Consider the following 26,611-nt stretch of genomic DNA (forward strand, 5'->3'; position numbering starts at 1 on the left):
CGCGAGCCCCTCGCGGCCCGCCTACCGCGCCTTCGCGGCCTGCCGCTCCGGCGGCACGCGGACGACGTTCCAGACGAGCCCGAGGCGCTCCATCCCGCGGATAACGAGCGCGCTGACGTCGACCTGCCACCAGCGCAGGCCGTGGGCCGCGGAGGTCGGGAAGGCGTGGTGGTTGTTGTGCCACGACTCGCCCATCGAGAAGGGCGCGAGCCAGGCGAGGTTGCGCGAGTGGTCGCCCGAGTCGTACGGGCGGCTGCCGAAGAAGTGGCAGAGCGAGTTGATGGCGTAGGTGACGTGGTGCAGGAGGAACATCCGCACGAAGCCGCCCCACAGCAGGCCGGTGAGCGCCGTGTGGAGCGAGCCGCCGAGGAGCCAGCCGAGGCCGAAGGGGAGGACGAGGCCCGCGGCGACCCACAGCAGGAAGGTCCGGTTGACCCACGCGATGACCGGGTCGGCCAGGAGGTCCGGCGCGTAGCGGGTCTTCAGCGCGCGCTGGTCGTGCTTGAAGATCCAGCCGACGTGGGCGTGCAGCAGGCCGCGCAGCGCGCCCTTGAGGCCGTGGCCGTGGTCGACGTGCGGGGAGTGCGGGTCGCCCTCCTGGTCGGAGAACGCGTGGTGCTTGCGGTGATCGGCGACCCAGGCGACGACGGGGCCCTCGACGGCGACCGAGCCGAAGATCGCGAACATCCCGCGGACCCACGGCTTCGCCTCGAAGGCGCGGTGGGTGAGCATCCGGTGGAAGCCGACGGTGATGCCGAGCGACGTGCAGAGGTAGAAGACGGCGAAGACGACGAGGTCGCTGTAGCCGAGCGCGCCGCCCCAGGCCTGCCAGGCGGCGAGGCCGATCGCGATGACCGGCAGCGCGGTGATCGTCCCGGTGAGGACGCGGTCGAGCGTCTCGTTCGAGGTGGGCTGGACGTCGTCGCGCAGCGGGCGCGCGGGCGGGGCGATGGTCGACACTCCCCCATCGTGGGGCCTGGGCGCCCCGAAGTCGACGGATTGGGGGGCTGTCCCCACCCCGGCCGGTGGCGGGCCCGCCCGCAGCGGCGCGGCTGGCAGACTGTCGCCGCGTGACGCCGAGCGCCACCGACCGCCCGGGGTACGTCGCCGCGGGCGACGCGCTGCGGGCGCTCGCCGCGCTCGCCGTCGTCCTCTTCCACGCCGAGCAGGGTGTCGCCTACGGCCTCGGCGATCCGTACCGCGGCGACCCCGGCGCGGTCTCGCCGCTCGGCCCGCTGCTCGCCCAGGGCAGCGCCGGCGTGTGGGTCTTCTTCGCCCTCTCCGGCTACCTCGTCGGCGGCCCGTGGGTGCGGGCGCTGCTCGACGGGACGCCGCGGCCGCAGACCGCCGGCTACCTCTCGCGGCGGCTGCGCCGGATCGTCCCCGCCTTCTGGGTCGTGCTCGCGCTCGTCCTCGTCCGCTTCGGCACGTACGACCACGACGGCCTGCAGGTCCTGCGGCTCTTCGCCTTCGCGCAGAACACGGGCACCGCGCAGCTCGACGGCGTCCTGCCGCAGGGGTGGACGCTCGGCTGCGAGCTCGCGTTCTACCTCGCGCTGCCCGTGCTCGCCGCGGTGCTCGCGGCGACGGTCCTCCGCGGCGCCCCGGGCCCGCGCCGGCGCGCCGCCGTCGTCGGCGGCGGGGTCGCGCTCGTCACCGTCGCGAGCCTCGCCTTCAACGGCCACGATCCGGCGGGGGACTGGTCGCTGACGATCCTCGCGACGGCCTGGGCGTTCACGCCGGGGTTGCTGCTCGCGGCCTGCGAGGGACGGCTGCGCCCGTGGCTCGCGGCCCACCGCACGGCCGGGCGCGCGCTCGCGCTGCTGCTGCTCGCCGGTGCCGCGGCCGTCCTCGCCGGGCTCGCGCTCAGCAGCCCCCGCGTGCCGCCGCTGCGCGTGGAGTACCTCCACGCCACGATGGGCGGCGGCCTGCTCGCCGGCGCGCTGCTGTGGCAGTGGGCGGCGGGCTCGGTGCCGGGCGTCGTCGAGTCCCGCGCCGCGCACGCCCTCGGGCGCTGGTCCTACGGGATCTACCTCGTGCACATCGCCGCGGGGCGCGAGCTGCGCCGCCACCTGCCGTCCGGCCTCGGCGTCTCCACGCAGCTGTGGATCAACGTCGCGGGGATGGTCGCCGGGAGCGTCGTCGCGGCCGCGATCCTGTGGTGGCTCGTCGAGGAGCCGGCTCTCCGGCGGCGGCGACCTTATCTCCGACCGCGTTGGTAGGATTGACGTTCATGATCTTCACGACGAAGGCGGAGTACGGCGTGCGGCTCCTCGTCGAGCTCGGGCGCCACGGCGCGGACCATCCGGTGTCGCTCAAGGCGATCGCCGAGGCCGAAGGTCTGCCGCTCGCGTACCTCGAGCGGATCGTCGCCCTCCTGAAGAAGGCCGGGCTCGTCGAGTCGACGCGCGGCGCGCACGGGGGCTACCGCCTCACGCGCGACCCCGCGACCGTCTCGATGGACGAGGTCATCGTCGCCCTCGAGGGCGCCGTCGCGCCGATGACGTGCTTCGTGGACGACACCGACAGCCCGCGTGTGCTGTGCTCCCACGAGTCCGACAGCGGGCACGGGTGCGCGACGAAGCTCCTGTGGATGCGCGTGCAGGGCGGCGTCATGGAGAAGCTCCAGCAGACGACGCTCGCCGAGCTCGTCGCCTTCGCCGTCCGCGACACGACGCCCGCCGCGCCCCGGCCCATCGCCGCGGTCCCTGCCGCGGTCACCGCCGGCTGAACCACCCGTCCCACCCCGACACCTTCCGCCGTACCGACCCTCCCGACCCCGAAAGCGACACCCGACACCGATGAGTCAGCTCGAGATCCGCAACCTCCACGTCCAGGCCGGCGACAAGCAGATCCTGCGCGGGCTCGACCTCACGGTCAAGCCGGGCGAGATCCACGCCCTCATGGGCCCGAACGGGTCGGGCAAGTCGACGCTCGCGAACGCGATCATGGGCCACCCGTCGCTCGAGGTCACCGAGGGGCAGATCCTCTTCGGCGGCGAGGACATCACCGAGGCGTCCCCCGACGAGCGCGCGCAGCTCGGCCTCTTCATGGCCTTCCAGTACCCGGTCGCCATCCCCGGCGTGACGATCGCGAAGTACCTGCGCACCGTCATGAACGCGCACCGCGTCGCCAAGGGCGAGGCGGAGGTCTCGCTGAAGGAGTTCCGCCAGACCGTCGAGACGGCCATGCAGCTCTGCAAGGTCCCGAAGAACTGGTCCTCGCGCTACCTGAACGACGGCTTCTCCGGCGGCGAGAAGAAGCGCCTGGAGACCCTCCAGCTCGCGCTGCAGAAGCCGGTCACGGCGATCCTCGACGAGACCGACTCCGGCCTCGACATCGACGCGCTCAACACGATCGCGGAGGGCGTCAACGAGGTCGCGCGGGCCAACGGCACCGGCGTCCTCATCATCACCCACTACCAGCGCATCCTGCATCTCGTGAAGCCCGAGCGCGTCTCGATCATGTTCCAGGGCCGGATCGTCCACGAGGGCGGCCCCGAGCTCGTCGAGCGCCTCGAGGCCGAGGGCTACGGCTGGATCGAGCAGCAGGTCGCGGCCGCGACCGCGTCATGACCGCGTCGGTCGCCTCGCAGCAGGGTCTCGTCCCGCCCGGGACGTTCCCGACGCTGGAGCGCGAGGGCCTCGTCTACCTCGACAGCGCGGCGACGTCCCAGACGCCGCTGCCCGTCCTGGAGGCGATGGCGGACTACTACGGGTCGCACCGCGCGTCGGTGCACCGTGGGGTCTACCCCCTCGCCGAGGAGGCGACCGACCTCTACGAGGCCGCGCGCGCCGAGGCCGCGCGGATCGTGAATTGGGGCGTCGAGGAGACGATCTTCACGCGCAACGCGTCGGAGGCCGTGAACCTCGTCGCCTACACCTGGGCCCGCACGAACCTCGGGCCCGGTGACCGCATCCTCACGACGACGATGGAGCACCACTCGAACATCGTCCCGTGGCAGCTCGCCTGCGAGATGACCGGTGCGACGCTCGCCGCGGTCCCCGTCACCGACGACGGCCATCTGCGCCTCGACGTCCTCGACGAGGAGCTCGCCAAGGGCGATGTGAAGCTCGTCGCCGTCGCGCACATCTCGAACGTCCTGGGGACGATCAACCCGGTCGCCGACATCATCGAGCGGGCCCACGCCGCGGGCGCGATCGTCCTCGTCGACGGCTCGCAGGCGGTCCCGCAGATCCCCGTCGACGCGGCCGCCCTCGGCGCCGACTTCTACGTCTGGACCGCCCACAAGGCCTACGGGCCGACGGGCCTCGGCCTGCTCCACGGCCGGCGCGCGCTCCTCGAGGCGATGCCGCCGTTCCTCGGCGGCGGCCACATGATCGCGAACGTCACGATCGAGCGGTCGACCTGGGCCGAGCTGCCCGCGAAGTTCGAGGCCGGCACCGGCCCGATCGCGGAGGCCATCGGGCTCGGCGCGGCGCTGCGGTTCATCGCGTCGCTCGGCGGCCTCGAGGTGATCCGCGCGCACGAGCAGCACCTCACCGCCTACGCGCTCGAGCAGCTCGCGGGCCAGCCCGGGCTGCACATCCACGGCCCCGCCTCGGCGGCCGAGCGCGGCGGCCTCGTGTCCTTCCACCTCGACCACGCGCACCCGCACGACGTCGCGGACATCCTCGGCCGTCAGGGGGTCTGCGTCCGCGCCGGCCACCACTGCGCGAAGCCCCTCATGAAGCTCCTCGGGATCGGCGCGAGCACGCGCGCGTCCTTCGGGGTGCACAACACGCACGCCGACGTCGACGCCCTCATCGCCGGGCTCGGCCGGGTGCACGAGCTCTTCGGAGACTGACCATGGACGACATGTACCGCGAGGAGATCCTCCAGCACTACAAGCGCCCGCACCACTGGGGCCCCATGGAGGATCCCGACCTCGAGGCCGAGGACAACAACCCGCTCTGCGGCGACGAGCTGAAGGTCATGCTCAAGGTCTCCGACGACGGCACCGTGGAGGACATCCGCTTCGACGGGCACGGCTGCGCGATCTCGCAGGCGTCGGCGTCGATGGCCTCCGACGAGGTCATCGGGATGAAGGTCGACGACCTCCTGCAGCTCGACAAGTCCTTCGTCCTCGACCTCCTCGGGATCGAGATCTCGGCGACGCGCATGAAGTGCGCGCTGCTCTCCCTCAAGGTCCTGAAGTCCGCCGGGCTCGGCGGCGCGACGGCGGCCTGGGAGGTGGACGTCCCCGAGGGCGTGCGCCCCGCCGGCGGAGCCGACGCGCTCTAGGACCGGCGGATCGGGTCCGGCGCCGTGCTCACGACCCGCCTCGGCTGGTTCGGCGCGGTGGCCTACGCGCTGCCGATCCTCGAGGTCTGGCTGCTCGGACGGCTGTCCGAGCGGGGCGCGACGGCGCTGCTCGTCGTCCTGCAGGTCGCGTGGGTGCTGGCGCTGCTCGCCGTGCTCGACCGCTGCCTGCGCGGGTCGCCCGCGTGGCGGCGCGCGCGGGACGCCGCGGCCGCGGAGGCGGCGCTCGCCGAGTCGGCCGCGATCGACCCGGACGCCGAGGCGTCGCCGCGCCCGGCCGCCGCGCGGCCCCGGCGCCTGACGGTCGAGCGGCGCCGCTCGCACCGCTGAGGCGCAGCGCGCAGCGCGCAGCGCGCCGCCGGCTCAGATCGAGCCGAGGAGCTGCACGTGGTCCAGCTCGGCCGCGCCGCCGAACGGGCGCGTGAGGCCGTACTTGTTGAGCGTCGCCTCGGGGACGCCCTCCAGCCCGGGCGTGTCGGACGCCTGGCCGCGCGTGTGCGGGTCGTTCGCGAAGCCGCCGACCTCGACGGAGTGCTGCGGCGTGCGGTAGCCGGAGATGCCGATGAGGTGCAGGTGTAGCGCCTTGCCCATGACGTCCAGGCGCGCGGCGATGCGGGGCGTGTCCCCGACGCTGTAGTTCGTCCCCGGCGCCTGGAAGAAGCCGTACGTGCCGGCGTGGGCGGAGAAGGCGGGGGCGCCGCCGGAGGGCAGACCCGGACCCGAGCCGCTCGCGGCCGAGGCGAAGATCCGCGCGTTCTTCGCCTGGATCGCGGCGAGCTGCTTCTCGAGGCGTCCGCGGTTCGCCCGCAGGCTCGTCAGCTCGGCGCTCTTGGCCGAGCGCGCGCGGACGTAGACGAGCTGCCGGTCGACGACGGCGAGCTTCAGCTGGGCGATCTCGTCACGCTGGGCCTGCAGCGCCTGGGTGACGCGCTCCTGGCGGGCCTCGAGCTCGGTGAGGCGGTCGGTCTGGAGCCCGACGCGGGTGCGGGCCGCCCTGACGTCCCCGGCGACCGTCGCGTTGTGCTGGGAGAGCTCGCGGAACTGGTCGGCGAGCTCGAGGAGGTCGGCGAAGCCGTGCGCGTGCAGCACGACGTCGACGAGCGACGGCTTCGGCGCCTCGTACTGACCGACGAGCTGCCGGGCGAGCGTCCTGCGGTCCTGCACGTAGCGGAGGCGCAGGATCGTCAGGTGGGCGCGGGCGTGGCGGAGGCTCGTCTGCAGGCTCGTGAGCTGCTCCTCCTCGCCGGTGAGCGTCCCCTGGAGGACGTCGAGCCGCTGTCGCAGGTCGTCGATCCGGCCCTGGAAGCCCTGGATGTGGGACGCGTCGGCCGCGATGCCCTGCTGCAGCTGCCGGTCCTTCGCCTGCGAGGCGCCGAGGCGGCTCTGCAGGTCGGCGGAGGCGGACGTCCCGAGCGCTCCCGCGAGCGCGACGCCGGCGGAGACCGCGACGACGGCGACCGTCCGGGGGCGGCGGAAGGACGATGGGGAGGAGGGACGGAGCATGTGAGCAGGGGCCGGTCCCCGCAGACCGGAAGGGCACGGTAACAACGCGGGGGTGCCGAATCCGGCAGTCCCGTTGCAGCCACCCCGCGCCACGCCGCCGCGCCACCCGCCCCGCGGCGCGCCGGTAGCCTCGGGGCGGTGCAGCTGCCGTCCGCCCTCCGCCGCGCCACCCCCGCCGCGCTCAAGCACGACGTCCGCCTGCGGGCGCTCGCCGTCGGCAGCGGGCTCATCCCGCCGCGGGCGATGCACTCCGGGGAGGAGGCCGCGCTCCTGCAGCGGCTGTGCCGCGGCCGCCGCCGCGTCGTCGAGCTCGGCGTCTACGAGGGCGGCTCCGCCGCACTGCTCGCCGGCTGGATGGACCCGGGCAGCGAGCTGCACCTCGTCGACCCGTTCGGCGAGCATCCCGACGCGCTGCCGGCCGGCTGGGGAGCGCTCGAGCCCGCGACCCGCAAGGTCGTCGCCCGTGCCGCCGCCCGCCGCGGCCCGGACGCGCCGTCGGTGCACTGGCACGTCGCGCTGAGCCAGGATCTCGCGCCCCGCTGGACCGATCCGATCGACCTGCTCTTCATCGACGGCGACCACTCCGAGGAGGGCTGCCGCCGCGACTGGGACGGCTTCCACGGCCACGTCGCCGCCGACGGCGTCGTCCTCGTCCACGACTCGCGCCTCGGGCAGCCCCGCGGGCGCGGCCTCGAGGGGCCGACGGCCGTCGTCGACGCCCTCTTCCGTGGGCCGGACGCGCTCCCCGGGTGGCGGATCGTCGACGAGGTCGACCGCACGACCGTGGTGGCGCGGGCGACGTAGGCCGGACGGCGAGCCCGGCTAGTAGCCGAGGCGGTCGAGCACGCTCGACTGCTGCTGCTTCTTGGCCTTCTTCGCCTTGCGCTCCTCGCGCTCGGCGTCCGTCTCCGCGGCGGGGGTGGCGTCGCCGCCGCCGAACGCGGCGAGGATCGCCGGGTCCATGCGGACCTTCGCGCCGACGTGGCCGTCGCGGGCCTTCGCCATGTCCTCCTTGGAGATGCGGTCGGCGCTGTTGCGGCGCTCGGCCTGCTTCTTCGCCCGCTCCTCGTCCCGCCGCTTGGCGTTCCGGATCCAGGACTGGCGCTCGGCCGCGTCCTCCTTGGAGAGGGTCAGCGCCCAGAGGTCCTGGACGTCGGCGATGGCGATCTGCTGGGCGGCGAGCGCCTTGCCGATCTTGCCGGCGCTCAGCGAGCCGGCGGAGATGGCGCGGGCGCGGACGCGGAAGTCCCCGTCGGACGCGACGATCTCGGAGAGCTGGTCGCGCTCCTTCTGCGCGAGCTCGCCGAAGGCGTCCTTCAGCGCGGTGCGCTTGCCGTGGATCTCGACGATCGTGCGCGCGGCCTCGCGGAGCTCGTCGAAGGGGAGGGGGCCCTTCTCGCGCGGCGGGCGCGGGCCGCGGTCGGGGCGCTTGCCGCCGCCCTTGCCCTTGCCGCCGCCGCCCTGCCGGCGCGGCTGGCCCCCGACGGGGACGCCCTCGCCGGTCGGGGTGAGGTCGGTCGTCGGGACGCCGTCGACGTTCGCGGCCTTCACGCCCCAGGCCTTGGCGACCTTGCTGCCGCCACCGCGCGAGCGGCGGCGCTTCGGCTTGTCGCCCGGGGCGGGGGCGTCACCCTCGGCGGCGGGCGCGGCGGGCGCGCCACCCTCGGTGGCGGGCGCCGCGGGGGCGTCACCCTCGGCGGCGGGCGCCGCCGCTGCCTCCGCCGGGGCCGCCGGCGCCTCGGCCGCGGGCACCGAATCCGCAGGCGCGGGCTCGGCGGCCGGCGCCGGGTCGACCGGGGCCGGGGCCGCCTCGGCCGCGGGCGCCGGGTCGGGCGCCTGGGTCGTCTCGGCGGGGGGCGTGGTCGTCTCGTCGTCAGCCATGTCGCGACCTATTGCATCAGGTACGGCTTTGGCGTGTCACCATGGCGGCCCACGATGAGCCCGCTGATCGACATCTGCCCCCTCGACGAGCTGCCGCCCGGCGCCCGCCGGACGATCGAGCACGACGACCTGGACATCACCGTCGTCAACGTCGGCGGCACGCTCTACGCCATCGAGGACCGCTGCTCCCACGACGACGGCCCGCTCGGCGACGGGCCGATCGATGCCGCCGCCTGCACGATCGAATGCCCCCGCCACGGATCGCTCTTCGACCTGCGGACCGGCGTGCCGAAGACGCTCCCGGCCTACCAGCCGGTCGAGACCTTCCCGGTGACCGTCTCCGGCGGCATCGTGCGCATCGACGTGGACTGACGCTCCGGGGCGCCCGGAAGGGGCGGCGGCCAGGCGGGTCGGTACTATGTCCTACCGAGGGAATCGGATTTACGATCCCACCGCCGGAAAACCACGCTGGAGACCATCTGATGGCCACGCCCGAGAAGATCAAGCCCACCTCCGCCAAGGCTCTCACGGCCGACGAAGCCGCCCTCAAGGGACTGGGTAGCGACTACACCGAGCGCTACGGGTTCCACGACGGCGAGGACGGCTACCTCTACAAGGCGCCGAAGGGCATCAACAAGGAGGTCGTGGCGACGATCTCCGAGATGAAGAACGAGCCGCAGTGGATGCGCGACTTCCGCCTGAAGGCGCTGCAGTACTTCCTCGACCGTCCGCAGCCGACGTGGGGCAGCCCCATGCTCGCCGACGTCGACTACGACGACATCCACTACTTCGTCCGCGCGTCCGAGAAGGCCGAGCGCTCCTGGGACGACGTGCCCGAGGACGTCAAGAAGACGTTCGACCGCCTCGGCATCCCGGAGGCGGAGCGCAAGTTCCTCTCCGGCGTCGGCGCCCAGTACGAGTCCGAGGTCGTCTACCACCAGGTGAACGAGGCCCTCGAGAAGCAGGGCGTGATCTTCACCGACATGGACACGGCGCTCCGTGAGCACGAGGACCTCGTGAAGGAGTACTTCGCGACGATCATCCCGCCGAACGACAACAAGCTCGCCGCGCTCAACAGCGCCGTGTGGTCGGGCGGCTCGTTCGTCTACGTCCCGCCGGGCGTCCACGTCGAGATGCCGCTGCAGGCCTACTTCCGCATCAACACGGAGAACATGGGCCAGTTCGAGCGGACGATCATCATCGCCGACGAGGGCTCCTACGTGCACTACGTCGAGGGCTGCACCGCCCCGACCTACAGCGGCGACTCCCTGCACTCCGCCGTCGTCGAGCTCATCGCGAAGCCCGGCGCCCGCATCCGCTACACGACCGTCCAGAACTGGTCGCAGAACGTCTACAACCTCGTGACGAAGCGTGCCGTCGCCGAGCGCGACGCGACGGTCGAGTGGGTCGACTGCAACCTCGGGTCGAAGCTCACGATGAAGTACCCGGCCGTCTACCTCACGGGCGAGCGCGCCCACGGCGAGGTCCTGTCGATCGCCTTCGCCGGCGCCGGCCAGCACCAGGACGCCGGCGCGAAGATCGTCCACGCCGCGCCGAACACGACGTCGAACATCTTCGCCAAGTCGATCTCCAAGGACGGCGGCCGCAGCTCCTACCGCGGGCTGCTCGAGGTCGCCAAGGGCGCCCACGGCTCGAAGTCGAAGGTCGTCTGCGACGCGCTGCTCCTCGACGAGGACAGCCGCTCGGACACGTACCCGACGATCCGCATCGGCGAGGACGACGTCGACGTCGGACACGAGGCGACCGTCTCCAAGGTCGGCGACGAGCAGCTCTTCTACCTCATGTCCCACGGGATCTCCGAGGAGGACGCGGGCAAGCTCATCGTCAACGGCTTCATCGAGCCGATCGTCAAGGAGCTCCCGATGGAGTACGCCGTCGAGATGAACCGGCTCATCGAGCTGCAGATGGAAGGGTCGATCGGCTGATGGCCGCCGTCGACACCACCACGGCGTTCCCGCCGCTGCCCTCGTTCAAGGGCACGCCGGGGTGGGAGTTCACGCCGCTCGACAAGGTCGACCCCGACAGCTTCGCGCCCGCCCCCGGCGGGGACGCGGCGGCCCACGCGGGCCGCGCGCTGTTCCACGACGTCGAGGGCACGGTCACGGTCGCCGCCTCCGACGCCGAGGCGACGGCCACGTCCGAGGGCCCCGTCGTCCTCAGCCTCGCCGTCGCGCGCGAGCGCCACCCGGACATCGTCGAGAAGCACCTCGGCTCGGTCGTGAAGGACTCGCCGCTCGTCGCGCGCAACGCCGCCCAGTGGACCGACGGCGCCTTCGTCTACGTGCCGCGCAACGTGCACGTCGAGGCCCCGATCCACCTCTCGGCCGTCCACGAGCAGGCCGGCACGTCGCTCAACACGCGCACGCTCGTCGTGCTCGAGGAGGGCGCCCAGGCGGAGGTCTGGGACGAGCTCTTCTCCGCCGACGACGAGACCGAGGGCCTCGTCAACACCGTCGTCGAGCTGTCGGTCGGGCAGAACGCGCGCCTGCGCTACATCGGCGCCCAGAACCTGAACGAGCAGTCGACGATCCTCGGCACCCAGCGCGCGATCGTCGCGCGCGACGGCCACCTGGACTGGATCACGCTCGGCTTCGGCGCGAAGCTCGGCAAGGTCTTCCTCGAGACGAAGCTCGACGGCCGCGGCGCCCACGCCTCGGTCACCGGCGCGTACGCGACGCACGGCCGCCAGCACCTCGACTTCGACACCCTGCAGGAGCACGCGGCGGAGTCGACGACGAGCGACCTCGCGTTCCGCGGCATCCTCGACGGCCGCTCGCGCACCGTCTGGCGCGGCATGATCCAGGTCGACAAGGACGCGCAGCAGACCGACGCCTTCCAGGAGTCGCGCAACCTGCTCCTCGGCGGCAAGGCCCACGCGGACGCGATCCCGGGCCTCGAGATCCTCGCCGACGACGTCCGCTGCACCCACGCGGCGGCGATCGCGAAGATCGACGCCGAGCAGCTGTTCTACCTCCGCTCGCGCGGGCTCTCCGAGGGGACCTCGCAGCGGCTCGTCATCGAGGGCTTCCTCCAGGCGCTCGTCGAGCGCTTCGAGGAGGGCATCGTGCGCGACGCGGTCGCCGAGGCGCTCGACGCCCGGCTCGCCGCCGTCCTCGGCTGACGCCCGGGCGCGTGCCATGCGTCTATAGGTGACGCGCCGGACTGCCGACTATGGTGATGTGACGTCCGGCGTCCCCGCTCCCAGCCTCCGGCGCGTCTGCCGGGCCGCGTGCGCGCTCGTGGCGGTCGTCGCGCTGGTCGTGTTCCTCGGCGGCTGGGTCGCCGGCGACCCGGCCCTGCGGAGCATCGTCCCCGGCACCGTCGGGATGAAGTGGCAGACCGCGGTCGGGCTCCTCGCCCTTGCCGCCGGCCTCTTCCTGCTCATCGACGCGCCGTCGCCCCGGCGTCGCCGGCTCGCGGACGCCGCTGCGCTCATCGGGCTGCTCGTCGGTGTGACGGTCCTCGCCGAGTACCTCCTCGGCTGGCGTTCCGGGCTCGACGAGTTCCTCTTCCGCGACACCGCCGGTCACCGCGTCGGGGCCGCGCACCCGGGGCGCCTGGCCCCGACGACCGCGCTCTGCCTCCTCCTCGTCGGCGCGGCCCTGCTGCTGCTCGACGCCCGCCCGGTCGGTCGCTGGCGCCCGGCCGAGCTCCTCGTCCTGCCGGTGGCCGTCGTGGGCATGCTCACGCTCATCGGCTACCTCTACGAGATCCCCGGCCTGTACGGGCCGGCGTCGGCCGCGAAGATGGCGCTCGGCACGGGGGTCTGCGTCCTCTGCCTCGCGACCGGGGTCCTCCTCGCGCGGCCGCACGGGCGCCTCGTCGCGCTCGCGACGACCGACGACCCCGGCGGCATGATGCTGCGACGGCTGCTGCCCCTCGGGATCGCGCTGCCCCTCGTCCTCGGCTGGATCCGGCTCCGGCTCGGCGAGGCCGGCATCTTCGGCCAGCGGGCCGGGACATGGTGGCTCGCGGCGTCGACCGCCGTCGTCCTCACGGTCCTGATCACGCGGGTCGCCGGGCAGCTCAGCCTGTACGCGGCGCGCGGAAGGGTCCTCGAGGCGGAGCTCGTCGCGCTCGCCAACCACGACGCGCTCACCGGGCTCTACAACCGCCACCGCTTCGACCAGGAGCTCGCGCACGCGGCCGCCGTCGCGGCCCGGGCGGGCGTCGCCTGCTCCCTGCTCATCATCGACCTCGACCGGCTGAAGGTCGTGAACGACACCCTCGGCCACCCGGCGGGCGACCGGCTGCTGCAGGACGTCGCCGGCGTCCTCACCGACCGCCTGCGCGAGACCGACGTGGCCGCCCGCATCGGGGGCGACGAGTTCGGCGTCCTCCTGCCCGCGACCACCGTGGCGGGCGCGTGCGTCCTGGCGCAGGTCCTGTGCGACGCCGTCGCGGCGCTGCGCCTCCACACCGCGGACGGCGACGCGTGGACGACCATCAGCGTCGGTGTCGCGGCGCTCGGGGCGGGGACCGGCGACACGCTCGACGCGCTGGTGCGCGCCGACCAGGCGATGTACCGCGCCAAGCGCGCGGGCGGCGGGCGCGTGGCCCGCGGCAACGAGTTCGCCACCCCGGTCTGAACCCGCGCCGCAACCGGCTTGACCGGGTGTCGAGGCCTCTGGTTGGGTGACCTCATGTCGCCGCTCACCGACCCGGTCCCGCAGACGCCCGACGTCCCGCTCGAGGACCTGCGCCTCGCCGACCGCGAGCACTGGTCCGACGGCCCGCCGCTGCGGCAGTTCGCCCGGCTGCGGGCGGAGTGTCCCGTGCACTGGAGCCCCGGCATGAGCGAGTGGCCGGAGGAGGGCGGCTTCTGGTCGGTCACGACCCAGGAGCACGTGCACCAGGTCAGCCGCGACTGGCAGACCTTCTCCTCCGAGGTCGGCGGGATGCTCGCCATGCCCGCGCGGTTCTTCCCGCTCGAGATCCAGAACGGCATGTTCATCGGGATGGACCCCCCGAAGCACGACCGGCTGAAGGCGCTCTTCCAGCGGGGCTTCACCCCGCGGCGGATCGCCGAGCACGAGGACGAGATCCGGGCGATCACCTGCGAGGTCCTCGACGGCCTGCGCGGCCGGGACACCGTGGAGCTGACGACCGACGTCGCCCAGTCGATCGTCTCGCGGGTCATCGGCCGCTTCATGGGCATCGACCCCGCCGACGACGCGGTCTGGGCCGACCTCATGAACGCGATCGTCAGCGCGGACGACCCCGGCATCAACCCGGAGGGCCCGGAGTCGGTCATGGAGCGCGACATGCCCGAGGTCGCCCGGCGCTGCCAGGAGCTCATCGCCCGCCGGCGCGCGGACCCGACCGACGACCTCACGTCCGTCCTCGTGCACGCCGAGGTCGACGGCGAGACGCTGACGGAGTGGGAGATCATCTCCGGCTTCATCCTCCTGATGGTCGCGGGCAACGACTCGACGAAGGCGACGTACTGCAGCGGGATGCGCGCGCTCATCGAACACCCCGACCAACGCCGGATGCTGCTCGACGACCCGGCGCTCATCCCCGACGCGGTCGAGGAGATGCTGCGGATGTTCCGTCCTTCGCCCACTTCCGCCGGACGGCGACGACCGACACCGAGCTCGGCGGCTGCCCGATCGCCAAGGGCGACAAGGTCGTCATGTGGTACCCGTCGACCGGGCGCGACGAGGCCGTCTACGAGGACCCCGACCGCTTCGACGTCACCCGCCGGCCGGGCCACCAGGCCTTCGGAGCCGGCGGCCGGCACTTCTGCCTCGGGACCGCCCTCGCCCGGCTCGAGCTCCGCGTCATGTTCGAGGAGACACTGAAGCGCTTTCCCGCGATGACCCTCGCGGGCGAGCCGAGGATGGCGCAGGCGCTCTTCATCAACCAGCTCGCGTCACTCCCGGTGAAGCCCGAGGGCTGATCGGCCGGATCCCGACCCACCCCGGGTTTCGATCCGGGGCCTGCGGAGACCACAGGAGCATGGCCCTGTCGTCCTTCCTCGCCCTGCCCGCGCTCGCCGACGTCTCCACGCACCGGATGACGTCGGTCTGCGGTTCCAGCCCGCACTTCTGGTGCCGGACGCTCCTCAACGCGACCGACAACCGCACGCTGTCGACGCTCTCGGACACGTTCATCGGGGTGCCGCTGCGCATCGCGGGCATCCTGCTCATCGCCTTCGTCGCGAACCGCCTCGCGCGCCGCGGGGTGCGGACGCTGCTCTCGCATCTGCAGCCCGGGGCGCTCGCGCTGCCCGAGACGGTCCGGCGCCGCCGGCGGGCCCGCCAGGACGAGCACGGCGCGGCCCGCGCCCGTCCGATGTCGAACGTCCTCGCCTCCACCGGGGAGAACAGCCTCCGCGGCGAGCAGCGGATGGACGCGCTCTCCGGCGTCCTGCGCTCGATCGTCTCCTTCGTCATCGGGCTCATCGCCGGCTTCATGATCCTCGGCGCCGTCGGCATCGACCTGCGCCCGCTGCTCGCCGGCGCCGGCATCCTCGGCCTCGCCGTCGGCTTCGGCGCGCAGTCCCTCGTGAAGGACTTCCTCAGCGGCGTCTTCATCCTCGTCGAGGACCAGTTCGGCGTCGGCGACATCGTCCAGATCGACGCCGACGCGTCCGGCACCGTCGAGCTCGTCTCGCTCCGCACGACCCGCCTGCGCGCCGTCGACGGCACCGTCTGGCACGTCCCGAACGGCCAGATCAACAAGGTCGGCAACAAGAGCCAGCTGTGGTCGCGCTCGCTCCTCGACGTGGAGGTGGCCTACGACACCGACCTCGAGCACGCCAAGCAGGTCATCCAGGACACGGCGGACATCGTCTGGAAGGAGCACGACTCCGTCCTCGAGCAGCCCGACCTGTGGGGCGTCGAGGCGCTCGGCGCCAACGGCGTCACGATCCGCCTCGTCGTGAAGACGACCCCGGCCGAGCAGTGGCGCGTGAGCCGCCTGCTCCGCGAGCGCATCAAGGCCGCCTTCGACGAGGCGGGCATCGAGATCCCGTTCCCGCAGCAGACGGTGTGGCACCGGCCCGCGGAGGAGCGGGCGGCGTGATCACGGGGGAGGGCGTCGTCCCCGCGGAGGGGCGTCCCTCGGCCGCCCGCCGGTCGGCCCCTATGCCGCCGCCGGCAGCTTGTCGAGCGCGGCCTTCAGGTCGGCCACGTCGTCGAAGGTCAGCGAGAGGAGGTTGCCGTGCTTGTGCGCGATGCGGCCCTGCTCGTCGATGATGAAGACGGTGCGCTTGGCCATCTTCAGGCGCTTGGCGAAGATGCCGTACTGCTCCGCGACCGCGCCGTCCACGTCGGCGAGGAGCTCGGTCTTGAGGCCGTGCTTGGCGACGAACGCCTCCTTCGCGGCGACGTCGCCGGTCGAGATGCCGACGACCTTCGCGTTCAGCGACGCCATGTCGGCCTCGTTGTCGCGGTAGGAGCAGAACTGCTTCGTGCAGACGGTCGTGTCGTCCCCCGGGTAGAAGAGGAGGACGATGCGCTCACCGCGGTGCGCGGAGAGCTTGAAGGGGCCGTTCGTGCCCTTGAGCTCGAAGTCCGGGGCCGGGTCGCCGACGTTCAGGGAAGCCATGCTTCTAGCTTACGCACGACATGTCCGACTGGCTCACCCTGACCGCCGCCCGGATCGCGGCCACCGCGACCGACGATCTGCGCGCGCTCGTGGACGTCTCCTCGCCCTCCGGGGACGCCGCGGCCGCGGAGGCGGTCATCGCGCTGGCGATCGAGCGGCTGCCGCCGGGCGCGAGCATCGAGCGGGTGCCCTGCTCGTCAGCCGGTCACGCGGACGACCTCATCGCGCGGGTGCGCGGGACGGGGGCGGCCCGGATCGTCCTCGTCGGTCACGTCGACACCGTGGTCGCGCACGAGCACCACGCCCCGTTGATCGCCGATCCCGCCGTCCCCGGGCGCGTCGTCGGCTCCGGCTCGATCGACATGAAGGGCGGCGACGTCCTCGCGCTGGGCGTGCTGCGCGCGCTCGCGGGCCGCCCGCAGGACTTCGCGGAGGCGGCGCTGCTGCTCGTCACCGACGAGGAGTGGCGCCTGGGCGGCTTCGCGCACACCGCCCGCTTCGCCGGCTTCGACGCCTGCCTCTGCTTCGAGGCGGGCGAGCTCGACGCCGAGGGCCACGACGCGGTCATCGTCAAGCGCAAGGCGGCGGGGACGGTCCGGGTCGTTGCGACCGGTCGTTCGGCCCACTCGGGCGCGAACCCGGACGGCGGGGCGAACGCCCTGCTCGCGCTCGCGGCCGCCGCGCAGGCCGTGGCCGCCTGCCACGACCCGCAGGGGGCGGACCACCTGACCGCGGTCCCCACCGTCATGAGCGCCGGCGGGGCGTTCAACGTCGTCCCGGCGGCGGGAGAGCTCATCTGCGACGTGCGCGCCGATCGCCTGGGGGCCATCGACCGCGTCCTCGCCGCGATCCCCGCGGAGGTCGGCGGCGCGACGCTCGTCGCGGAGAACCAGCGCGCCTGGCCCGGGATGGACCACCGCGCGTCGATGGCCCCGGTGCTCGCGGACGCCGCCCGGCGCCTGGGTGCGCCGATCGTCGCCGGGGAGCGGGGCGGGGCCAGCGACGCGAGCCACTTCGGGGACGTGGTGCCGTTCTGCGTCGACGGGCTGGGGCCGCTCGGCGGCCTCGCGCACGCGCCCGGCGAGTACGTCGTGGAGGGCTCGCTCGAGCGCCGCGCGAAGGTCGCGCTGGCCGTCCTCGAGGCGATCCTCGCGGCCGCATCCGTCGACGCCTGATCGACTCCACACCCTGTCAGGCCTCGGACGTCCGTCCAGGCATGGTTACGGAAACCCCTTGAAACCGGGATATCCGGGCTGGCACGCACATGGGCGTGCCTTCTGCGCCCGGTTTCTGTACCCTTCCGCAGGTCGTCAATGCACATGCCGAATCGAGCGCAGCCCGCTGCGTGAGATCGGGGGAACCAACTGACCGTGCGCTCTCGCAGGCGCGGTCACTGGGGCGAATCGTCACTTCGGTGGCGTAGGGCAGCTCTTTCAGCCCGAGTCCGTCAGCTAACCCCGTAGGCGCCCGAAAGAGCGAGGTCTCAGCCCCGTGCTGCCCAGTCGTATCCGTGGTACCCATAGACAGCGTGCAGGCTCCGCCCGCCGTCGTCTCACGCACATCGCCTGCACCGTCCTGCTCGGCACGGCCGCGGTTCCCGCGATCCTGCCCGCGGCGCCCGCCGCGGCGGCCTCGCGCCACCTCGGCGACCGCTCGCTGCGCGTCGGCATGTCCGGCCGCGACGTGAAGGAGCTGCAGAAGCTCCTGACGCAGATCGGCATCAAGGTCTCGGTGGACGGCCAGTTCGGCCCCGGCCTCAAGAAGGCCGTGCAGCGCTTCCAGCGCGTCGCCCGCCTCGACGCGAGCGGCACCGTCGGCCCGAAGACCATCACCGCCCTGCGCCGCTCGGCGGCCGGCGGCGACGCCGCCCAGTACGAGGGCGGCGGCTTCGGCACGAACACGGGCGGCACCCAGAGCCTCGGCGACCGCATCCCGGTCCGCCCCGGCATGAGCGGCCACGACATCAAGGTCCTCCAGGACTTCCTCGGCCGCGCCGGCTTCAAGACGAGGATCGACGGCGAGTTCGGCTCGGGCACCGTCACCGCGCTCGAGAAGTTCGAGGCCGCCAACAAGCTTCCCGTCGACGACATCGTCGACGCGTCGGACATCGACGTCCTCCGCGGCCAGGCCTCGGCCGGCACCGACGCGGCCTCCGCGGCTCAGCCGCTGAAGCTCGCCCCCGGCGACCGCGCGACCGTCGGCTCCGACGGCCTGGCGATCGCTCCGGAGAACGCGCCGGACGCCGTCAAGGAGATCATCGCCGCGGGCAACAAGATCGCCAAGACCCCGTACATCTACGGCGGCGGTCACGGTAAGTGGGAGGACAAGGGCTACGACTGCTCCGGCAGCGTGAGCTACGCGCTTCACGGCGCGAACCTCCTTGACCAGCCGCTCGTCTCCGGTGACTTCCCGAACTGGGGCGCCCCCGGTCCGGGCCAGTGGGTGACGATCTACGGCAACAGCGGCCACGTCTTCATGTACGTCGCCGGCCTGCGCTTCGACACCTCGGGCGCGAGCTCGTCCGGCAGCCGCTGGCAGTCCGCGACCCGGCCCACCAAGGGCTACGGCGTCTCGCACCCCACGGGCCTCTAGGCCCCCGGCCGGAGGGCGCACCCTGACGCCCTCCGGACCGACGCACCTGCTGTACGACGCCGACTGCGGCTTCTGCCGCTGGTCGGTCGTCCAGCTCCTGGCCTGGGACGCGAAGGGCCGGGCCACGCTCGCGCCCGTCGCGATCCAGTCGCCCCGCGGGCAGGAGCTCCTCGCCGGCGTCGCGCCGGAGCTGCGCCTGAAGACCGCCCACGTCGTCGGCCCCGACGGCGTGGTGCACTCCGGGGGCGACGCGGTCGCCGTCGTCGGCCGCCTGCTCCGGGGCGGGCTCCCGGTCACGCTCGTCGCGCGGCTCGTCCCGTGGCTCGTCCGCTCCGGCTACGGCGTCATCGCGAGCAACCGCGTCACCGTGAGCAAGGCGGTCCCGACGGCGGCGAAGCGGCGCGCCGACGCGGAGCTCGCCCGGCGCTCGGCGCCCGGCACCACCGCCTGACGCAGCCGGCCGCTAGCGTGAGGCCACCATGGCCGCCTCGAAGCCGACCCCGCCCGACCCGCGTCGTCGCCACGACCCGCGGACCCCTGACGAGGAGCTGCTCGCGGCCGAGCTGCCGACCGTCACGGGCCAGTACACCGACGCGCAGCGGGTCGAGCGGATGCGGGCCGAGCTCGAGATGGGCTTCGCCGCGCTCACGGGCACGCACCGGGCCGTCTCGATCTTCGGGTCCGCCCGCATCCCGGCGGGGGACCCGACGTACGCGCTCGCCCGCGAGGTCGGCCGGCGGCTCGGGGAGGCGGGCTTCGACGTCATCACGGGCGGCGGTCCCGGCCTCATGGAGGCGGGCAACCGCGGCGCGCAGGAGGCGGGGGCACGCTCGATCGGCCTGAACATCGAGCTGCCGTTCGAGCAGTCGCCGAACGCGTACCAGGACGTGGAGCTCATGTTCCACTACTTCTTCACGCGGAAGATCATGTTCGTCCGCTACGCCGGGGCCTTCGTCGTCATGCCGGGCGGCTTCGGCACTCTCGACGAGCTCTTCGAGTCCCTCTGCCTCATCCAGACGGGCAAGGTCGCCGACTTCCCCGTGCTGCTCGTCGGCAGCGACTTCTGGGGCGGCCTCCTCGACTGGATCCGGGCGCAGATGGTGACGCGCGGGCTCGTCTCGCCCGGGGACGTCGACCTGCTCCGCGTCACCGACTCGATCGACGAGATCGTCGCGGTCTGCCAGGCGGCGGCCGACCGTCAGTGGGCGACGGGCGCGGGCACGTCGACCGGGTCGGGGTAGGCGGCGCGCAGCGCGTCGACGTAGGCCGCGAGCCGGTCGGCGACCGCGTGGTCGCGGATCTCGAGGACGTTCTCGGCGTTCAGCTCACCGGAGCGGCTGAGGTTGAAGGAGCCGACGAAGGCCGTGTCGTCCGCGACGGTGACCTTCGCGTGCATGAAGTCGTGGACCGAGCCCGGCCCGTAGGGCGTCGACCGCTTGCCGGTGAACGAGGCCCCGACGAGGACCCGCGCGAGCAGCGGCGCCTTCCACGCGGACGCCGGGTTCTGCCGCCACTGCGAGAAGACGTGCTGCACCTGCGTCGCGTCGCAGACCCCGGCGATGTCGGCGCGCCGCTCGGCGACGACCTCCGCGAGCGTCCCGAGGATCGGGCCGGCGGTGAGGACGGGGGAGGCGATGCGCACGCGGGTGCGGGCGGCGCCGATGGCCTTCGCGATCCGGTGCGACAGCGCCTCGCCGCGGCCGGGGCAGAACCACGCCCGCACGGTCGCGCTGCCGACCTCGACGGGCGGGACGTCGAAGTCGCCGGTGCCCTGCACGTGCCCGCCGTCCCACAGGGCGGCGAAGTCCCGCGCGTACGCGGCGGCGATCGCCGGCGAGCGCAGCGTGACGATCGCGTTCTCCTGCAGGGTCCACGAGTCGAGCGTCCAGTTCGCCGATCCCGTCCACACGGCCTCGCCGTCGCGGACGACGTACTTGTGGTGCATGAGGTCCGGCTCGCCCGGGATCGGCCGCAGCGGGACGCCGACCCCCGCGAGGATCTCGGGGACGGTGCGCGGCGGGGGCGGGAAGCGCCGGCCGGACGGCTCGTCCTCGCCGTTGTAGGCGATCCGGACCGCGACGCCGCGGTCGCGGGCGGCCCGCAGCGCGTCCGCGACGCCGTCGCCGACCGTCCCCGGGAGCCGGACGTCGTAGAGCGCGAGGTCGAGCGACGTGGTGGCCAGGCCGAGGAAGCCGATGAGCATCGCCGCCGTCTGCTCGGCGTCCTGGCCACCCTGCGTGAGGGTCGCGACCTTGATCGGGCTCGTCATGGTCCGTGCACGCTAACGAGGCGCACGGGGCGCGCGTGTTGCCCGGCTGGTGCGCGGTCAGTCGTCGAGCCGTGGGCGCTGCCGGCCTCGCTTGCGCTCGCCGACCTGCTTCTTCGCGTCCACGCGCTTGGCCTTCGCCCGGCGGGAGGGCTTCGTCGGCCGGCGCGGGCGGTCGACGTGGAGCGCGTCGCGGAGCTTGCCGGCGAGCCGCTCGAGGGCGACCTCGCGGTTGCGCAGCTGCGAGCGGGCGTCCTGGGCGACCGCGCGGATCGTCGGTCCGGCCTTCGCGATGACCCGGGCCTTCTGGCCGTCCGAGAGCGTCGCGGAGGCGGCGACGTCGAAGGACGCCTCGACCCGGGAGTCGGTGACGTTCGCGTGCTGGCCGCCGGGCCCGGAGGAGCGGGTCGTGCGCAGCTCGATCTCGGCGAGCGGGATCGCGACGGATCCGGTGATGGGCAGCACGTCCGCCATGGCCTCCGGCATGGTAGGACCTGCAGCATGCGCCTCTCGGTCCGGCCCGACACGATCCCGGAGGCGGTCGGCCTCGCGGCGGGCCTCGCGCCCGAGCCGATCTTCGACAGCTACGTCGCCCTCATGCAGGCGCGGACCCTCATGGTCGCCGCCCGGGTCGGGATCTTCGCGGCGCTCGCGGAGGCGCCGGCCGACGCGCCCGCGCTCGCGGCCCGGCTGGGGCTCACCGAGGCGGGCCTGGACGTCGTCCTGCCCGCGCTGCGGGCCCTTGGCTACCTCGACGCCGACGCCGCCGGCCGCGTGCACCGGCTCTCCGCGAAGGGCCGGCGGACGATGACGCCCGGCGGCCGGACCTCGGTCACCGACTGGATGACCTTCACCCACGACATGTGGGAGGCGTTCGACGGGCTCGAGGACGTCCTGCGCGGCGGCCCGGCGCAGGGGATCCACGCCTACGGGCCCGACGACCCGTACTGGGAGCGGTACCTGCGCGGCCTCTTCCAGCTCTCGGGCTACAGCGCTCCCGACGTCGCCCGGGCGATCAGGGCGCCGCGGCGGGCCCGGACGGCGCTCGACGTCGCCGGCGGCCACGGCGGGTACTCGATGGCGCTCTGCCGCCGCCACCGGCGCCTGCGGGCGACGGTCGTCGAGCTCGAGGGAGCCGCCCGGGTCGGCCGCCGCATCGTCGCCGAGCACGGGATGAGCGGGCGCGTGGAGCACGTCGTCGGCGACATCCTCACCTCGGACCTGCGCCGCCCGCCCGCCGGGTACGACATCGCGCTCGCCGCGAACATCGTCCACCACCTGCCGCGCGCGGACGCCGTCCTGCTCCTGCGCCGGATGCGCGCCGCGCTCGGCCCGGGGGGCCGGCTCGCGGTCTTCGAGCAGGAGCGGCCGGAGCCGGGGGCGACGGGCACGCAGATCGGCACGCTCACCGGCGTCCTCTTCCACGTCTCGAGCGGCGCGCGGACGTGCACCGCGGCCGAGGTCCGCGGGATGCTCGCCGAGGCGGGGCTGCGGGACGTCCGCGTGCGCCGGCTGCTGCGGGCGCCGGGGCAGATGCTCGTCACCGGACGGGCGTGACTGGTGTCACACCCGCGGCGCCGACCGTCGTTCAGGCTCCGCCGGATGTCCGCCCCGGAGCAGGAGCACGAGCCGGACGTCGCCGCCCCGTCCGTGCTGCTCGGCGTCCTCACCGACGAGTCGATCGCCGCGAGCGTCTACGTCCTCGTCCGGCACGGCGTCATCCTCCGGCCCGGGCTGGCCGGCGAGCTGCGCGGGACCGTCGTGCTGCGGTTCGTCGACGACTACTCGCCCGTGCGCATCGACTTCCGCGGCGACGAGATCCACGTCGAGGACCTGCGCGAGGAGGAGGACCGCGCCCACGACCTCGAGATCGTCGGCCGCCTCGGGGACGTGAACTCGCTCATCGCGGCGCCGCTGGCGGGCGGGCTGCCGAAGCCGCTCTCCCCGCGCGGCCGGGCCGCGCTCGCCCGCCTCGCCGACGGCCGCGTCGACTTCATCGGCCCGCTCGGCCTCGCGCGCAAGGTCCTCATGCTCCTCGCCGTGGACGCCGAGGCGTCGGCGGACACCCGCCGCGCGCGCCGCGAGCGCGAGGCCCGCAGCGCCGGGCCCGCAGGCTGACCGACGCCGCCCGTCGGCCCGGGCCCGTACGATGCCGCGTCCATGCGCGTCCCGGCCGTCCTGTCCCTTGCCCTCGCGACGCTGGCGGCCGCCGCCCCGGCCGCGCACGCCCGCGACTTCGTCGTCAAGAGCTTCGACGGCCCCCCGATCGTCGGGGCGTTCTACCCCGCCGCCGGCCTCGCGCCGGGGCAGACCGCGCCGACGGTCCTCTCCGGCCACGGCTGGGCCGGGTCGCACTCGACGAACCCCGACTCCGGCTCCGCGGCGGCCGGCACGATCGGCAACGGCCCGCTGCGCCGCGCCGGCTACAACGTCCTCGTCTGGGACGCGCGCGGGTTCGGCGCCTCCGGCGGCACCGTCGAGGTCGACGGCCCGGACGCCGAGGGCCGCGACGTCAGCGCGCTCATCGACTACGTCGCCCAGCAGCCCGAGTCGCTGAACGACGCGCCCGGCGACCCGCGCGTCGGCATGGTCGGGTCGAGCTACGGCGGCGGCATCCAGCTCGTCAGCGCCGGGATCGACAACCGCCTCGACGCGATCGTCCCCGACATCTCCTGGCACTCGCTCCTCACGAGCCTCGACAAGGACGGCGCCTTCAAGTCGGGGTGGGGCGACATCCTCTACGGCGCCGGCGTCCCGACCTCGCTCGCCCAGGGCCTCGTCGCGCCCTCTCCGCAGACCGGGACGCTCGACAGCCGCATCAGCCAGGCGTACCTGGAGGGCACGGCCACGGGGACGCTGTCGGACGCGTCGCTCGCGTACTTCGCCGCGCGCGGCCCGGGGGATCTCGTCGACCGCATCTCGATCCCGACGTTTCTCACCCAGGGCACCCCGGACACGCTCTTCACGCTCCAGGAGGCCATCACGAACTACGGGATCCTCCGCCGGAACGGCGTCCAGGTGAAGATGCTCTGGCACTGCGGCGGCCACGGCGTCTGCCTCACGAACCCGGGCACCGAGAAGACCCGCATCGAGAAGGACGTCCTCGCCTGGTTCGGCCGCTACCTGAAGGCCGACCCGACGGTGAGCACGGGGCCGCGCTTCGAATGGGTCGACCAGACCGGCACCTGGCACACCGCCCCGGACTACCCGCTGCCGCCCGCGAAGGTCCTGCCGACCGCGACGGGCCACGGCACGCTCGCCATCGCGCCCGGCCCGGGCACCGGTGGGACGATCTACGCGAGCCCGTCGCCGGCCGCGCTCTCGACGGCCATCCCCGCGCCGGCGGCGGCGACCGAGGTCGTCGGCACGCCGCACCTGGACCTCACCTACACCGGCACCGGCAGCGGCGCCACCCACGTCTTCGCGCAGCTCGTCGACACGCAGGCGAACCTCGTCGCGGGCAACCAGGCGACGCCGATCCCGGTGACCCTCGACGGCAGGCCGCACACGATCTCCCGCGACCTCGAGGCGGTCGCGCTGCATCTCACGCCGTCCTCGCGCTACACGCTGCAGCTCATCCCGGCGACGACGCTCTACCGGCCGCAGACCGCCGCCGGCGCGCTCGACGTCAGCGCCCTGAAGGTGACGCTCCCGGCCGTCACCGTGCCGCCGGCGACGCCCGCGGCCGCCGCGGTGAAGCGCGTGCGGAAGGCGCGCGTGACGCTCGGCCTCCCGGGCCCGAGCGACTCCAAGCGCGGCGCGCGCCGGCTGCGCGTCCGGGTGCGCGTGAGCGGTCAGGGACTGCGCACCCTGACCGTCCGGATCCACGACGCCGCCGGCCGGCGCCTCGGGTCGGCCTCGGCACGCGCGCTGACGACGGCCCGCTCGCGACTGGTCACCGTGACGCTCACCCGTCGGCTCACCCACGGGCGCTACCGCGTGGGGGCGACATACGTGGCGCGATCGGGCGCACGCGGATCGGTGTCGAGAACCCTGACCCTGGGGTAGGGTCGGGGGCGATGAGCGCCACCGCCACCGCCTCCCTCGCCGGGTTCCTCACCGAGTCCGCCGCGCGCAACCCCGACCACCCCGCGCTCCGGCTCGACGACGTCGTCCTGACCTACGGGCAGCTCAACGGCGCGACGATGCACGTCGCCGGGATGCTGCAGGAGAAGGGCATCGAGCCGGGCGACCGCGTGGGCATCATGCTGCCGAACGTCCCGCACTTCGCGATCGCCTACTACGGCATCCTCCGCGCGGGCGGCGTCGTCGTCCCGATGAACGTCCTGCTCAAGGGCCGCGAGACGGCGTTCTACCTCAAGGACCCGGGCGCGAAGGCCGTCTTCGCGTGGAAGGACTTCGCCGAGGCCGCGCAGACCGGTGCCGACGAGGCCGGCGCGGAGTGCATCGTCGTCGACCCGACCGGGTTCATCGAGCTCATCGGCTCGGCGCCCGTCGCCTGCGAGACCCCGGTGGAGCGCGCGGACGACGACACCGCCGTCATCCTCTACACCTCGGGCACGACGGGCACGCCGAAGGGCGCCGAGCTCACCCACGGCAACATGCGCCGCAACGCGATCGCCGCCACCGAGCTCTTCGGGCTCGGCGAGGACGCGGTCGCCCTCGGGGCGCTGCCGCTCTTCCACTCCTTCGGCCAGACGTGCGGCCTGAACGCCACGATGCGCGCCGGCGGCGTCCTGACGCTCATCCCGCGCTTCGACCCCGGCAAGGCGCTCGAGATCATCCAGCGCGACAAGGTCAACGTCTTCGAGGGCGTGCCGACGATGTTCGGCGCGATCCTCCACCACCCGGACGCCGGCTCGTTCGACACGTCGACGCTGAAGGTCTGCGCCTCCGGCGGATCGGCGATGCCCGTCGAGGTGATGAAGGCGTTCGAGGAGAAGTTCGGCTGCAAGGTCCTCGAGGGCTACGGCCTCTCGGAGACCTCGCCGGTCGCCTCCTTCAACCACCCGGACAGGGAGCGCAAGCCCGGGTCGATCGGCACCCCGATCGCCGGCGTGGAGATGAAGGTCGTCGACGACGAGGGCAACGACCTGCCCGCCGGCGAGGTCGGCGAGATCGCGATCAAGGGTCACAACGTCATGAAGGGCTACTGGGACCGTCCCGACGCCACCGCCGAGGCGATCAAGGACGGCTGGTTCTTCAGCGGCGACATGGCGAAGGTCGACGAGGACGGCTACTTCTTCGTCGTCGACCGCAAGAAGGACCTCATCATCCGCGGCGGCTACAACGTCTACCCGCGCGAGATCGAGGAGGTCTTCTACGAGCACCCCGCGGTGCGCGAGGCGGCGGTCGTCGCGATGAAGCACGACGAGCTCGGCGAGGAGGTCGGCGCCGCCGTCGCGCTGAAGGACGGCGAGGACGTCACGCCGGAGGAGTTGCAGGCCTTCGTGAAGGACCAGGTCGCCGCCTACAAGTACCCGCGGCGCGTGTGGCTCGTCGACGAGCTGCCGAAGGGGCCGACCGGGAAGATCCTCAAGCGCGAGATCCAGGCCCCCGAGGCCTGACCGG

Annotated in this window: 26 protein-coding genes, 1 pseudogene and 1 riboswitch; of the genes and pseudogenes, 21 read left to right on the forward strand and 6 right to left on the reverse strand. The window is 73.4% G+C overall.

What is annotated here, in order from left to right:
• Window positions 1-21: 21 nt before the first annotated feature.
• Window positions 22-960 carry an acyl-CoA desaturase gene (locus NBH00_RS09235; protein ID WP_254573047.1) on the reverse strand — a complete coding sequence of 313 codons (939 nt, stop codon included), beginning with the start codon at window positions 958-960 and terminating at the stop codon, window positions 22-24.
• A gap of 110 nt (window positions 961-1,070) precedes the next feature.
• Between NBH00_RS09235 and NBH00_RS09240 the strand changes: the two genes are divergently transcribed.
• The 6 genes from NBH00_RS09240 to NBH00_RS09265 all read left to right on the forward strand — a co-directional run bounded on the left by NBH00_RS09240 (window position 1,071) and on the right by NBH00_RS09265 (window position 5,592).
• Complete coding sequence (locus NBH00_RS09240) at window positions 1,071-2,222, forward strand: acyltransferase family protein (protein ID WP_254573048.1); 1,152 nt, start codon at window positions 1,071-1,073, stop codon at window positions 2,220-2,222.
• Window positions 2,223-2,233: 11 nt separating this feature from the next.
• Complete coding sequence (locus NBH00_RS09245; RefSeq protein WP_254573049.1) at window positions 2,234-2,731, forward strand: RrF2 family transcriptional regulator; 498 nt, start codon at window positions 2,234-2,236, stop codon at window positions 2,729-2,731.
• 70 nt (window positions 2,732-2,801) lie between these two features.
• A complete protein-coding gene (gene sufC / locus NBH00_RS09250) occupies window positions 2,802-3,575 on the forward strand; it encodes a Fe-S cluster assembly ATPase SufC (protein ID WP_254573050.1) in 774 nt (257 codons plus the stop codon).
• Window positions 3,572-4,807 carry a SufS family cysteine desulfurase gene (locus NBH00_RS09255; protein ID WP_254573051.1) on the forward strand — a complete coding sequence of 412 codons (1,236 nt, stop codon included), beginning with the start codon at window positions 3,572-3,574 and terminating at the stop codon, window positions 4,805-4,807. Before sufC ends, NBH00_RS09255 begins: the two co-directional genes overlap by 4 nt.
• A 2-nt stretch (window positions 4,808-4,809) precedes the next feature.
• Window positions 4,810-5,244 (forward strand): Fe-S cluster assembly sulfur transfer protein SufU, encoded by a 435-nt coding sequence (gene sufU, locus NBH00_RS09260; RefSeq protein ID WP_254573052.1) that lies wholly within the window; start codon window positions 4,810-4,812, stop codon window positions 5,242-5,244.
• A 24-nt stretch (window positions 5,245-5,268) separates the two neighbouring features.
• The gene (locus NBH00_RS09265) at window positions 5,269-5,592 is read left to right on the forward strand and encodes a hypothetical protein (protein WP_254573053.1); all 324 of its coding nucleotides are present in this window, start codon (window positions 5,269-5,271) and stop codon (window positions 5,590-5,592) included.
• 33 nt (window positions 5,593-5,625) lie between these two features.
• Here the strand turns inward: NBH00_RS09265 and NBH00_RS09270 are convergent, their stop codons facing one another.
• Complete coding sequence (locus NBH00_RS09270) at window positions 5,626-6,765, reverse strand: hypothetical protein (RefSeq protein WP_254573054.1); 1,140 nt, start codon at window positions 6,763-6,765, stop codon at window positions 5,626-5,628.
• A gap of 138 nt (window positions 6,766-6,903) precedes the next feature.
• On the opposite strand from NBH00_RS09270, the gene NBH00_RS09275 reads away from it, so the two are divergent.
• Window positions 6,904-7,569, forward strand: a complete 666-nt coding sequence (locus NBH00_RS09275) for a class I SAM-dependent methyltransferase (protein WP_254573055.1) — start codon at window positions 6,904-6,906, stop codon at window positions 7,567-7,569.
• Window positions 7,570-7,587: 18 nt separating this feature from the next.
• Here NBH00_RS09275 and NBH00_RS09280 read toward each other — a convergent pair whose 3' ends face one another.
• Window positions 7,588-8,646 (reverse strand): hypothetical protein, encoded by a 1,059-nt coding sequence (locus NBH00_RS09280; RefSeq protein WP_254573056.1) that lies wholly within the window; start codon window positions 8,644-8,646, stop codon window positions 7,588-7,590.
• A gap of 54 nt (window positions 8,647-8,700) precedes the next feature.
• On the opposite strand from NBH00_RS09280, the gene NBH00_RS09285 reads away from it, so the two are divergent.
• The 6 genes and pseudogenes from NBH00_RS09285 to NBH00_RS09310 all read left to right on the forward strand — a co-directional run bounded on the left by NBH00_RS09285 (window position 8,701) and on the right by NBH00_RS09310 (window position 15,696).
• On the forward strand, window positions 8,701-9,018 hold the full coding sequence (locus NBH00_RS09285; RefSeq protein ID WP_254573057.1) for a Rieske (2Fe-2S) protein: 318 nt from the start codon (window positions 8,701-8,703) through the stop codon (window positions 9,016-9,018).
• A 110-nt stretch (window positions 9,019-9,128) separates the two neighbouring features.
• Window positions 9,129-10,592, forward strand: a complete 1,464-nt coding sequence (gene sufB, locus NBH00_RS09290; protein WP_254573058.1) for a Fe-S cluster assembly protein SufB — start codon at window positions 9,129-9,131, stop codon at window positions 10,590-10,592.
• Window positions 10,592-11,788 carry a Fe-S cluster assembly protein SufD gene (gene sufD / locus NBH00_RS09295; protein WP_254573059.1) on the forward strand — a complete coding sequence of 399 codons (1,197 nt, stop codon included), beginning with the start codon at window positions 10,592-10,594 and terminating at the stop codon, window positions 11,786-11,788. The genes sufB and sufD overlap by 1 nt, the downstream gene beginning before the upstream one ends.
• Before the next feature lie 58 nt (window positions 11,789-11,846).
• A complete protein-coding gene (locus tag NBH00_RS09300) occupies window positions 11,847-13,256 on the forward strand; it encodes a GGDEF domain-containing protein (protein WP_254573060.1) in 1,410 nt (469 codons plus the stop codon).
• Between the two features lie 791 nt (window positions 13,257-14,047).
• Window positions 14,048-14,428, forward strand: a pseudogene (locus NBH00_RS09305) (cytochrome P450); the annotation flags it as partial.
• 200 nt (window positions 14,429-14,628) lie between these two features.
• Entirely contained in the window at window positions 14,629-15,696 is a 1,068-nt protein-coding gene (locus tag NBH00_RS09310; protein ID WP_254573061.1) for a mechanosensitive ion channel family protein, read from the forward strand.
• Window positions 15,697-15,756: 60 nt separating this feature from the next.
• On the opposite strand, the gene NBH00_RS09315 is transcribed toward NBH00_RS09310, so the two are convergent.
• Window positions 15,757-16,221, reverse strand: a complete 465-nt coding sequence (locus NBH00_RS09315) for a peroxiredoxin (protein ID WP_254573062.1) — start codon at window positions 16,219-16,221, stop codon at window positions 15,757-15,759.
• Window positions 16,222-16,241: 20 nt separating this feature from the next.
• Between NBH00_RS09315 and NBH00_RS09320 the strand changes: the two genes are divergently transcribed.
• The 4 genes from NBH00_RS09320 to NBH00_RS09335 all read left to right on the forward strand — a co-directional run bounded on the left by NBH00_RS09320 (window position 16,242) and on the right by NBH00_RS09335 (window position 20,054).
• Window positions 16,242-17,396: a M20/M25/M40 family metallo-hydrolase gene (locus NBH00_RS09320; protein ID WP_254573063.1), complete on the forward strand. Its 1,155-nt coding sequence runs from the start codon at window positions 16,242-16,244 to the stop codon at window positions 17,394-17,396.
• A 135-nt stretch (window positions 17,397-17,531) separates the two neighbouring features.
• A riboswitch (cyclic di-AMP (ydaO/yuaA leader) is annotated at window positions 17,532-17,702 on the forward strand.
• A 10-nt stretch (window positions 17,703-17,712) separates the two neighbouring features.
• The gene (locus tag NBH00_RS09325) at window positions 17,713-18,813 is read left to right on the forward strand and encodes a peptidoglycan-binding domain-containing protein (protein ID WP_254573064.1); all 1,101 of its coding nucleotides are present in this window, start codon (window positions 17,713-17,715) and stop codon (window positions 18,811-18,813) included.
• 49 nt (window positions 18,814-18,862) lie between these two features.
• The gene (locus tag NBH00_RS09330; RefSeq protein WP_302182742.1) at window positions 18,863-19,264 is read left to right on the forward strand and encodes a thiol-disulfide oxidoreductase DCC family protein; all 402 of its coding nucleotides are present in this window, start codon (window positions 18,863-18,865) and stop codon (window positions 19,262-19,264) included.
• Window positions 19,265-19,292: 28 nt separating this feature from the next.
• Window positions 19,293-20,054 (forward strand): LOG family protein, encoded by a 762-nt coding sequence (locus NBH00_RS09335; RefSeq protein ID WP_254573065.1) that lies wholly within the window; start codon window positions 19,293-19,295, stop codon window positions 20,052-20,054.
• Here the strand turns inward: NBH00_RS09335 and NBH00_RS09340 are convergent.
• Together NBH00_RS09340 and arfB are read right to left on the reverse strand one after the other, a co-directional pair.
• Complete coding sequence (locus NBH00_RS09340) at window positions 20,012-21,082, reverse strand: phospholipase D-like domain-containing protein (RefSeq protein WP_254573066.1); 1,071 nt, start codon at window positions 21,080-21,082, stop codon at window positions 20,012-20,014. The genes NBH00_RS09335 and NBH00_RS09340 overlap by 43 nt on opposite strands.
• A gap of 57 nt (window positions 21,083-21,139) precedes the next feature.
• Window positions 21,140-21,553 (reverse strand): alternative ribosome rescue aminoacyl-tRNA hydrolase ArfB, encoded by a 414-nt coding sequence (arfB, locus tag NBH00_RS09345; RefSeq protein WP_254573067.1) that lies wholly within the window; start codon window positions 21,551-21,553, stop codon window positions 21,140-21,142.
• A 27-nt stretch (window positions 21,554-21,580) separates the two neighbouring features.
• Here arfB and NBH00_RS09350 point away from each other — a divergent pair, with 27 nt between their 5' ends.
• From NBH00_RS09350 to NBH00_RS09365, 4 genes are read left to right on the forward strand one after another with little or no spacing between them, the layout of a single operon-like run.
• Window positions 21,581-22,636: a class I SAM-dependent methyltransferase gene (locus tag NBH00_RS09350; protein WP_254573068.1), complete on the forward strand. Its 1,056-nt coding sequence runs from the start codon at window positions 21,581-21,583 to the stop codon at window positions 22,634-22,636.
• A gap of 45 nt (window positions 22,637-22,681) precedes the next feature.
• Window positions 22,682-23,197, forward strand: a complete 516-nt coding sequence (locus tag NBH00_RS09355) for a hypothetical protein (RefSeq protein ID WP_254573069.1) — start codon at window positions 22,682-22,684, stop codon at window positions 23,195-23,197.
• A gap of 42 nt (window positions 23,198-23,239) precedes the next feature.
• Window positions 23,240-25,087 carry an alpha/beta fold hydrolase gene (locus NBH00_RS09360; protein WP_254573070.1) on the forward strand — a complete coding sequence of 616 codons (1,848 nt, stop codon included), beginning with the start codon at window positions 23,240-23,242 and terminating at the stop codon, window positions 25,085-25,087.
• Window positions 25,088-25,098: 11 nt separating this feature from the next.
• Window positions 25,099-26,607, forward strand: a complete 1,509-nt coding sequence (locus tag NBH00_RS09365) for a long-chain-fatty-acid--CoA ligase (protein WP_254573071.1) — start codon at window positions 25,099-25,101, stop codon at window positions 26,605-26,607.
• Window positions 26,608-26,611 lie beyond the last annotated feature (4 nt).

This window comes from Paraconexibacter antarcticus, assembly GCF_024220175.1.
In the GTDB taxonomy this organism is placed as follows: Bacteria; Actinomycetota; Thermoleophilia; order Solirubrobacterales; family Solirubrobacteraceae; genus Paraconexibacter; species Paraconexibacter antarcticus.

What these genes read in the sequence shown, in the direction of transcription:
- NBH00_RS09320 (WP_254573063.1), top strand. Translation starts at nt 16,242, where the DNA reads ATGTCCGACTGGCTCACCCTGACCGCCGCCCGGATCGCGGCCACCGCG.
- NBH00_RS09280 (WP_254573056.1), bottom strand. Translation starts at nt 8,646, where the DNA reads ATGGCTGACGACGAGACGACCACGCCCCCCGCCGAGACGACCCAGGCG.
- NBH00_RS09270 (WP_254573054.1), bottom strand. Translation starts at nt 6,765, where the DNA reads ATGCTCCGTCCCTCCTCCCCATCGTCCTTCCGCCGCCCCCGGACGGTC.
- NBH00_RS09310 (WP_254573061.1), top strand. Translation starts at nt 14,629, where the DNA reads ATGGCCCTGTCGTCCTTCCTCGCCCTGCCCGCGCTCGCCGACGTCTCC.
- sufD (WP_254573059.1), top strand. Translation starts at nt 10,592, where the DNA reads ATGGCCGCCGTCGACACCACCACGGCGTTCCCGCCGCTGCCCTCGTTC.
- NBH00_RS09360 (WP_254573070.1), top strand. Translation starts at nt 23,240, where the DNA reads ATGCGCGTCCCGGCCGTCCTGTCCCTTGCCCTCGCGACGCTGGCGGCC.
- sufB (WP_254573058.1), top strand. Translation starts at nt 9,129, where the DNA reads ATGGCCACGCCCGAGAAGATCAAGCCCACCTCCGCCAAGGCTCTCACG.
- NBH00_RS09245 (WP_254573049.1), top strand. Translation starts at nt 2,234, where the DNA reads ATGATCTTCACGACGAAGGCGGAGTACGGCGTGCGGCTCCTCGTCGAG.
- NBH00_RS09350 (WP_254573068.1), top strand. Translation starts at nt 21,581, where the DNA reads ATGCGCCTCTCGGTCCGGCCCGACACGATCCCGGAGGCGGTCGGCCTC.
- NBH00_RS09340 (WP_254573066.1), bottom strand. Translation starts at nt 21,082, where the DNA reads ATGACGAGCCCGATCAAGGTCGCGACCCTCACGCAGGGTGGCCAGGAC.
- NBH00_RS09315 (WP_254573062.1), bottom strand. Translation starts at nt 16,221, where the DNA reads ATGGCTTCCCTGAACGTCGGCGACCCGGCCCCGGACTTCGAGCTCAAG.
- NBH00_RS09365 (WP_254573071.1), top strand. Translation starts at nt 25,099, where the DNA reads ATGAGCGCCACCGCCACCGCCTCCCTCGCCGGGTTCCTCACCGAGTCC.
- arfB (WP_254573067.1), bottom strand. Translation starts at nt 21,553, where the DNA reads ATGGCGGACGTGCTGCCCATCACCGGATCCGTCGCGATCCCGCTCGCC.
- NBH00_RS09255 (WP_254573051.1), top strand. Translation starts at nt 3,572, where the DNA reads ATGACCGCGTCGGTCGCCTCGCAGCAGGGTCTCGTCCCGCCCGGGACG.
- NBH00_RS09335 (WP_254573065.1), top strand. Translation starts at nt 19,293, where the DNA reads ATGGCCGCCTCGAAGCCGACCCCGCCCGACCCGCGTCGTCGCCACGAC.
- sufC (WP_254573050.1), top strand. Translation starts at nt 2,802, where the DNA reads ATGAGTCAGCTCGAGATCCGCAACCTCCACGTCCAGGCCGGCGACAAG.
- NBH00_RS09285 (WP_254573057.1), top strand. Translation starts at nt 8,701, where the DNA reads ATGAGCCCGCTGATCGACATCTGCCCCCTCGACGAGCTGCCGCCCGGC.
- sufU (WP_254573052.1), top strand. Translation starts at nt 4,810, where the DNA reads ATGGACGACATGTACCGCGAGGAGATCCTCCAGCACTACAAGCGCCCG.
- NBH00_RS09355 (WP_254573069.1), top strand. Translation starts at nt 22,682, where the DNA reads ATGTCCGCCCCGGAGCAGGAGCACGAGCCGGACGTCGCCGCCCCGTCC.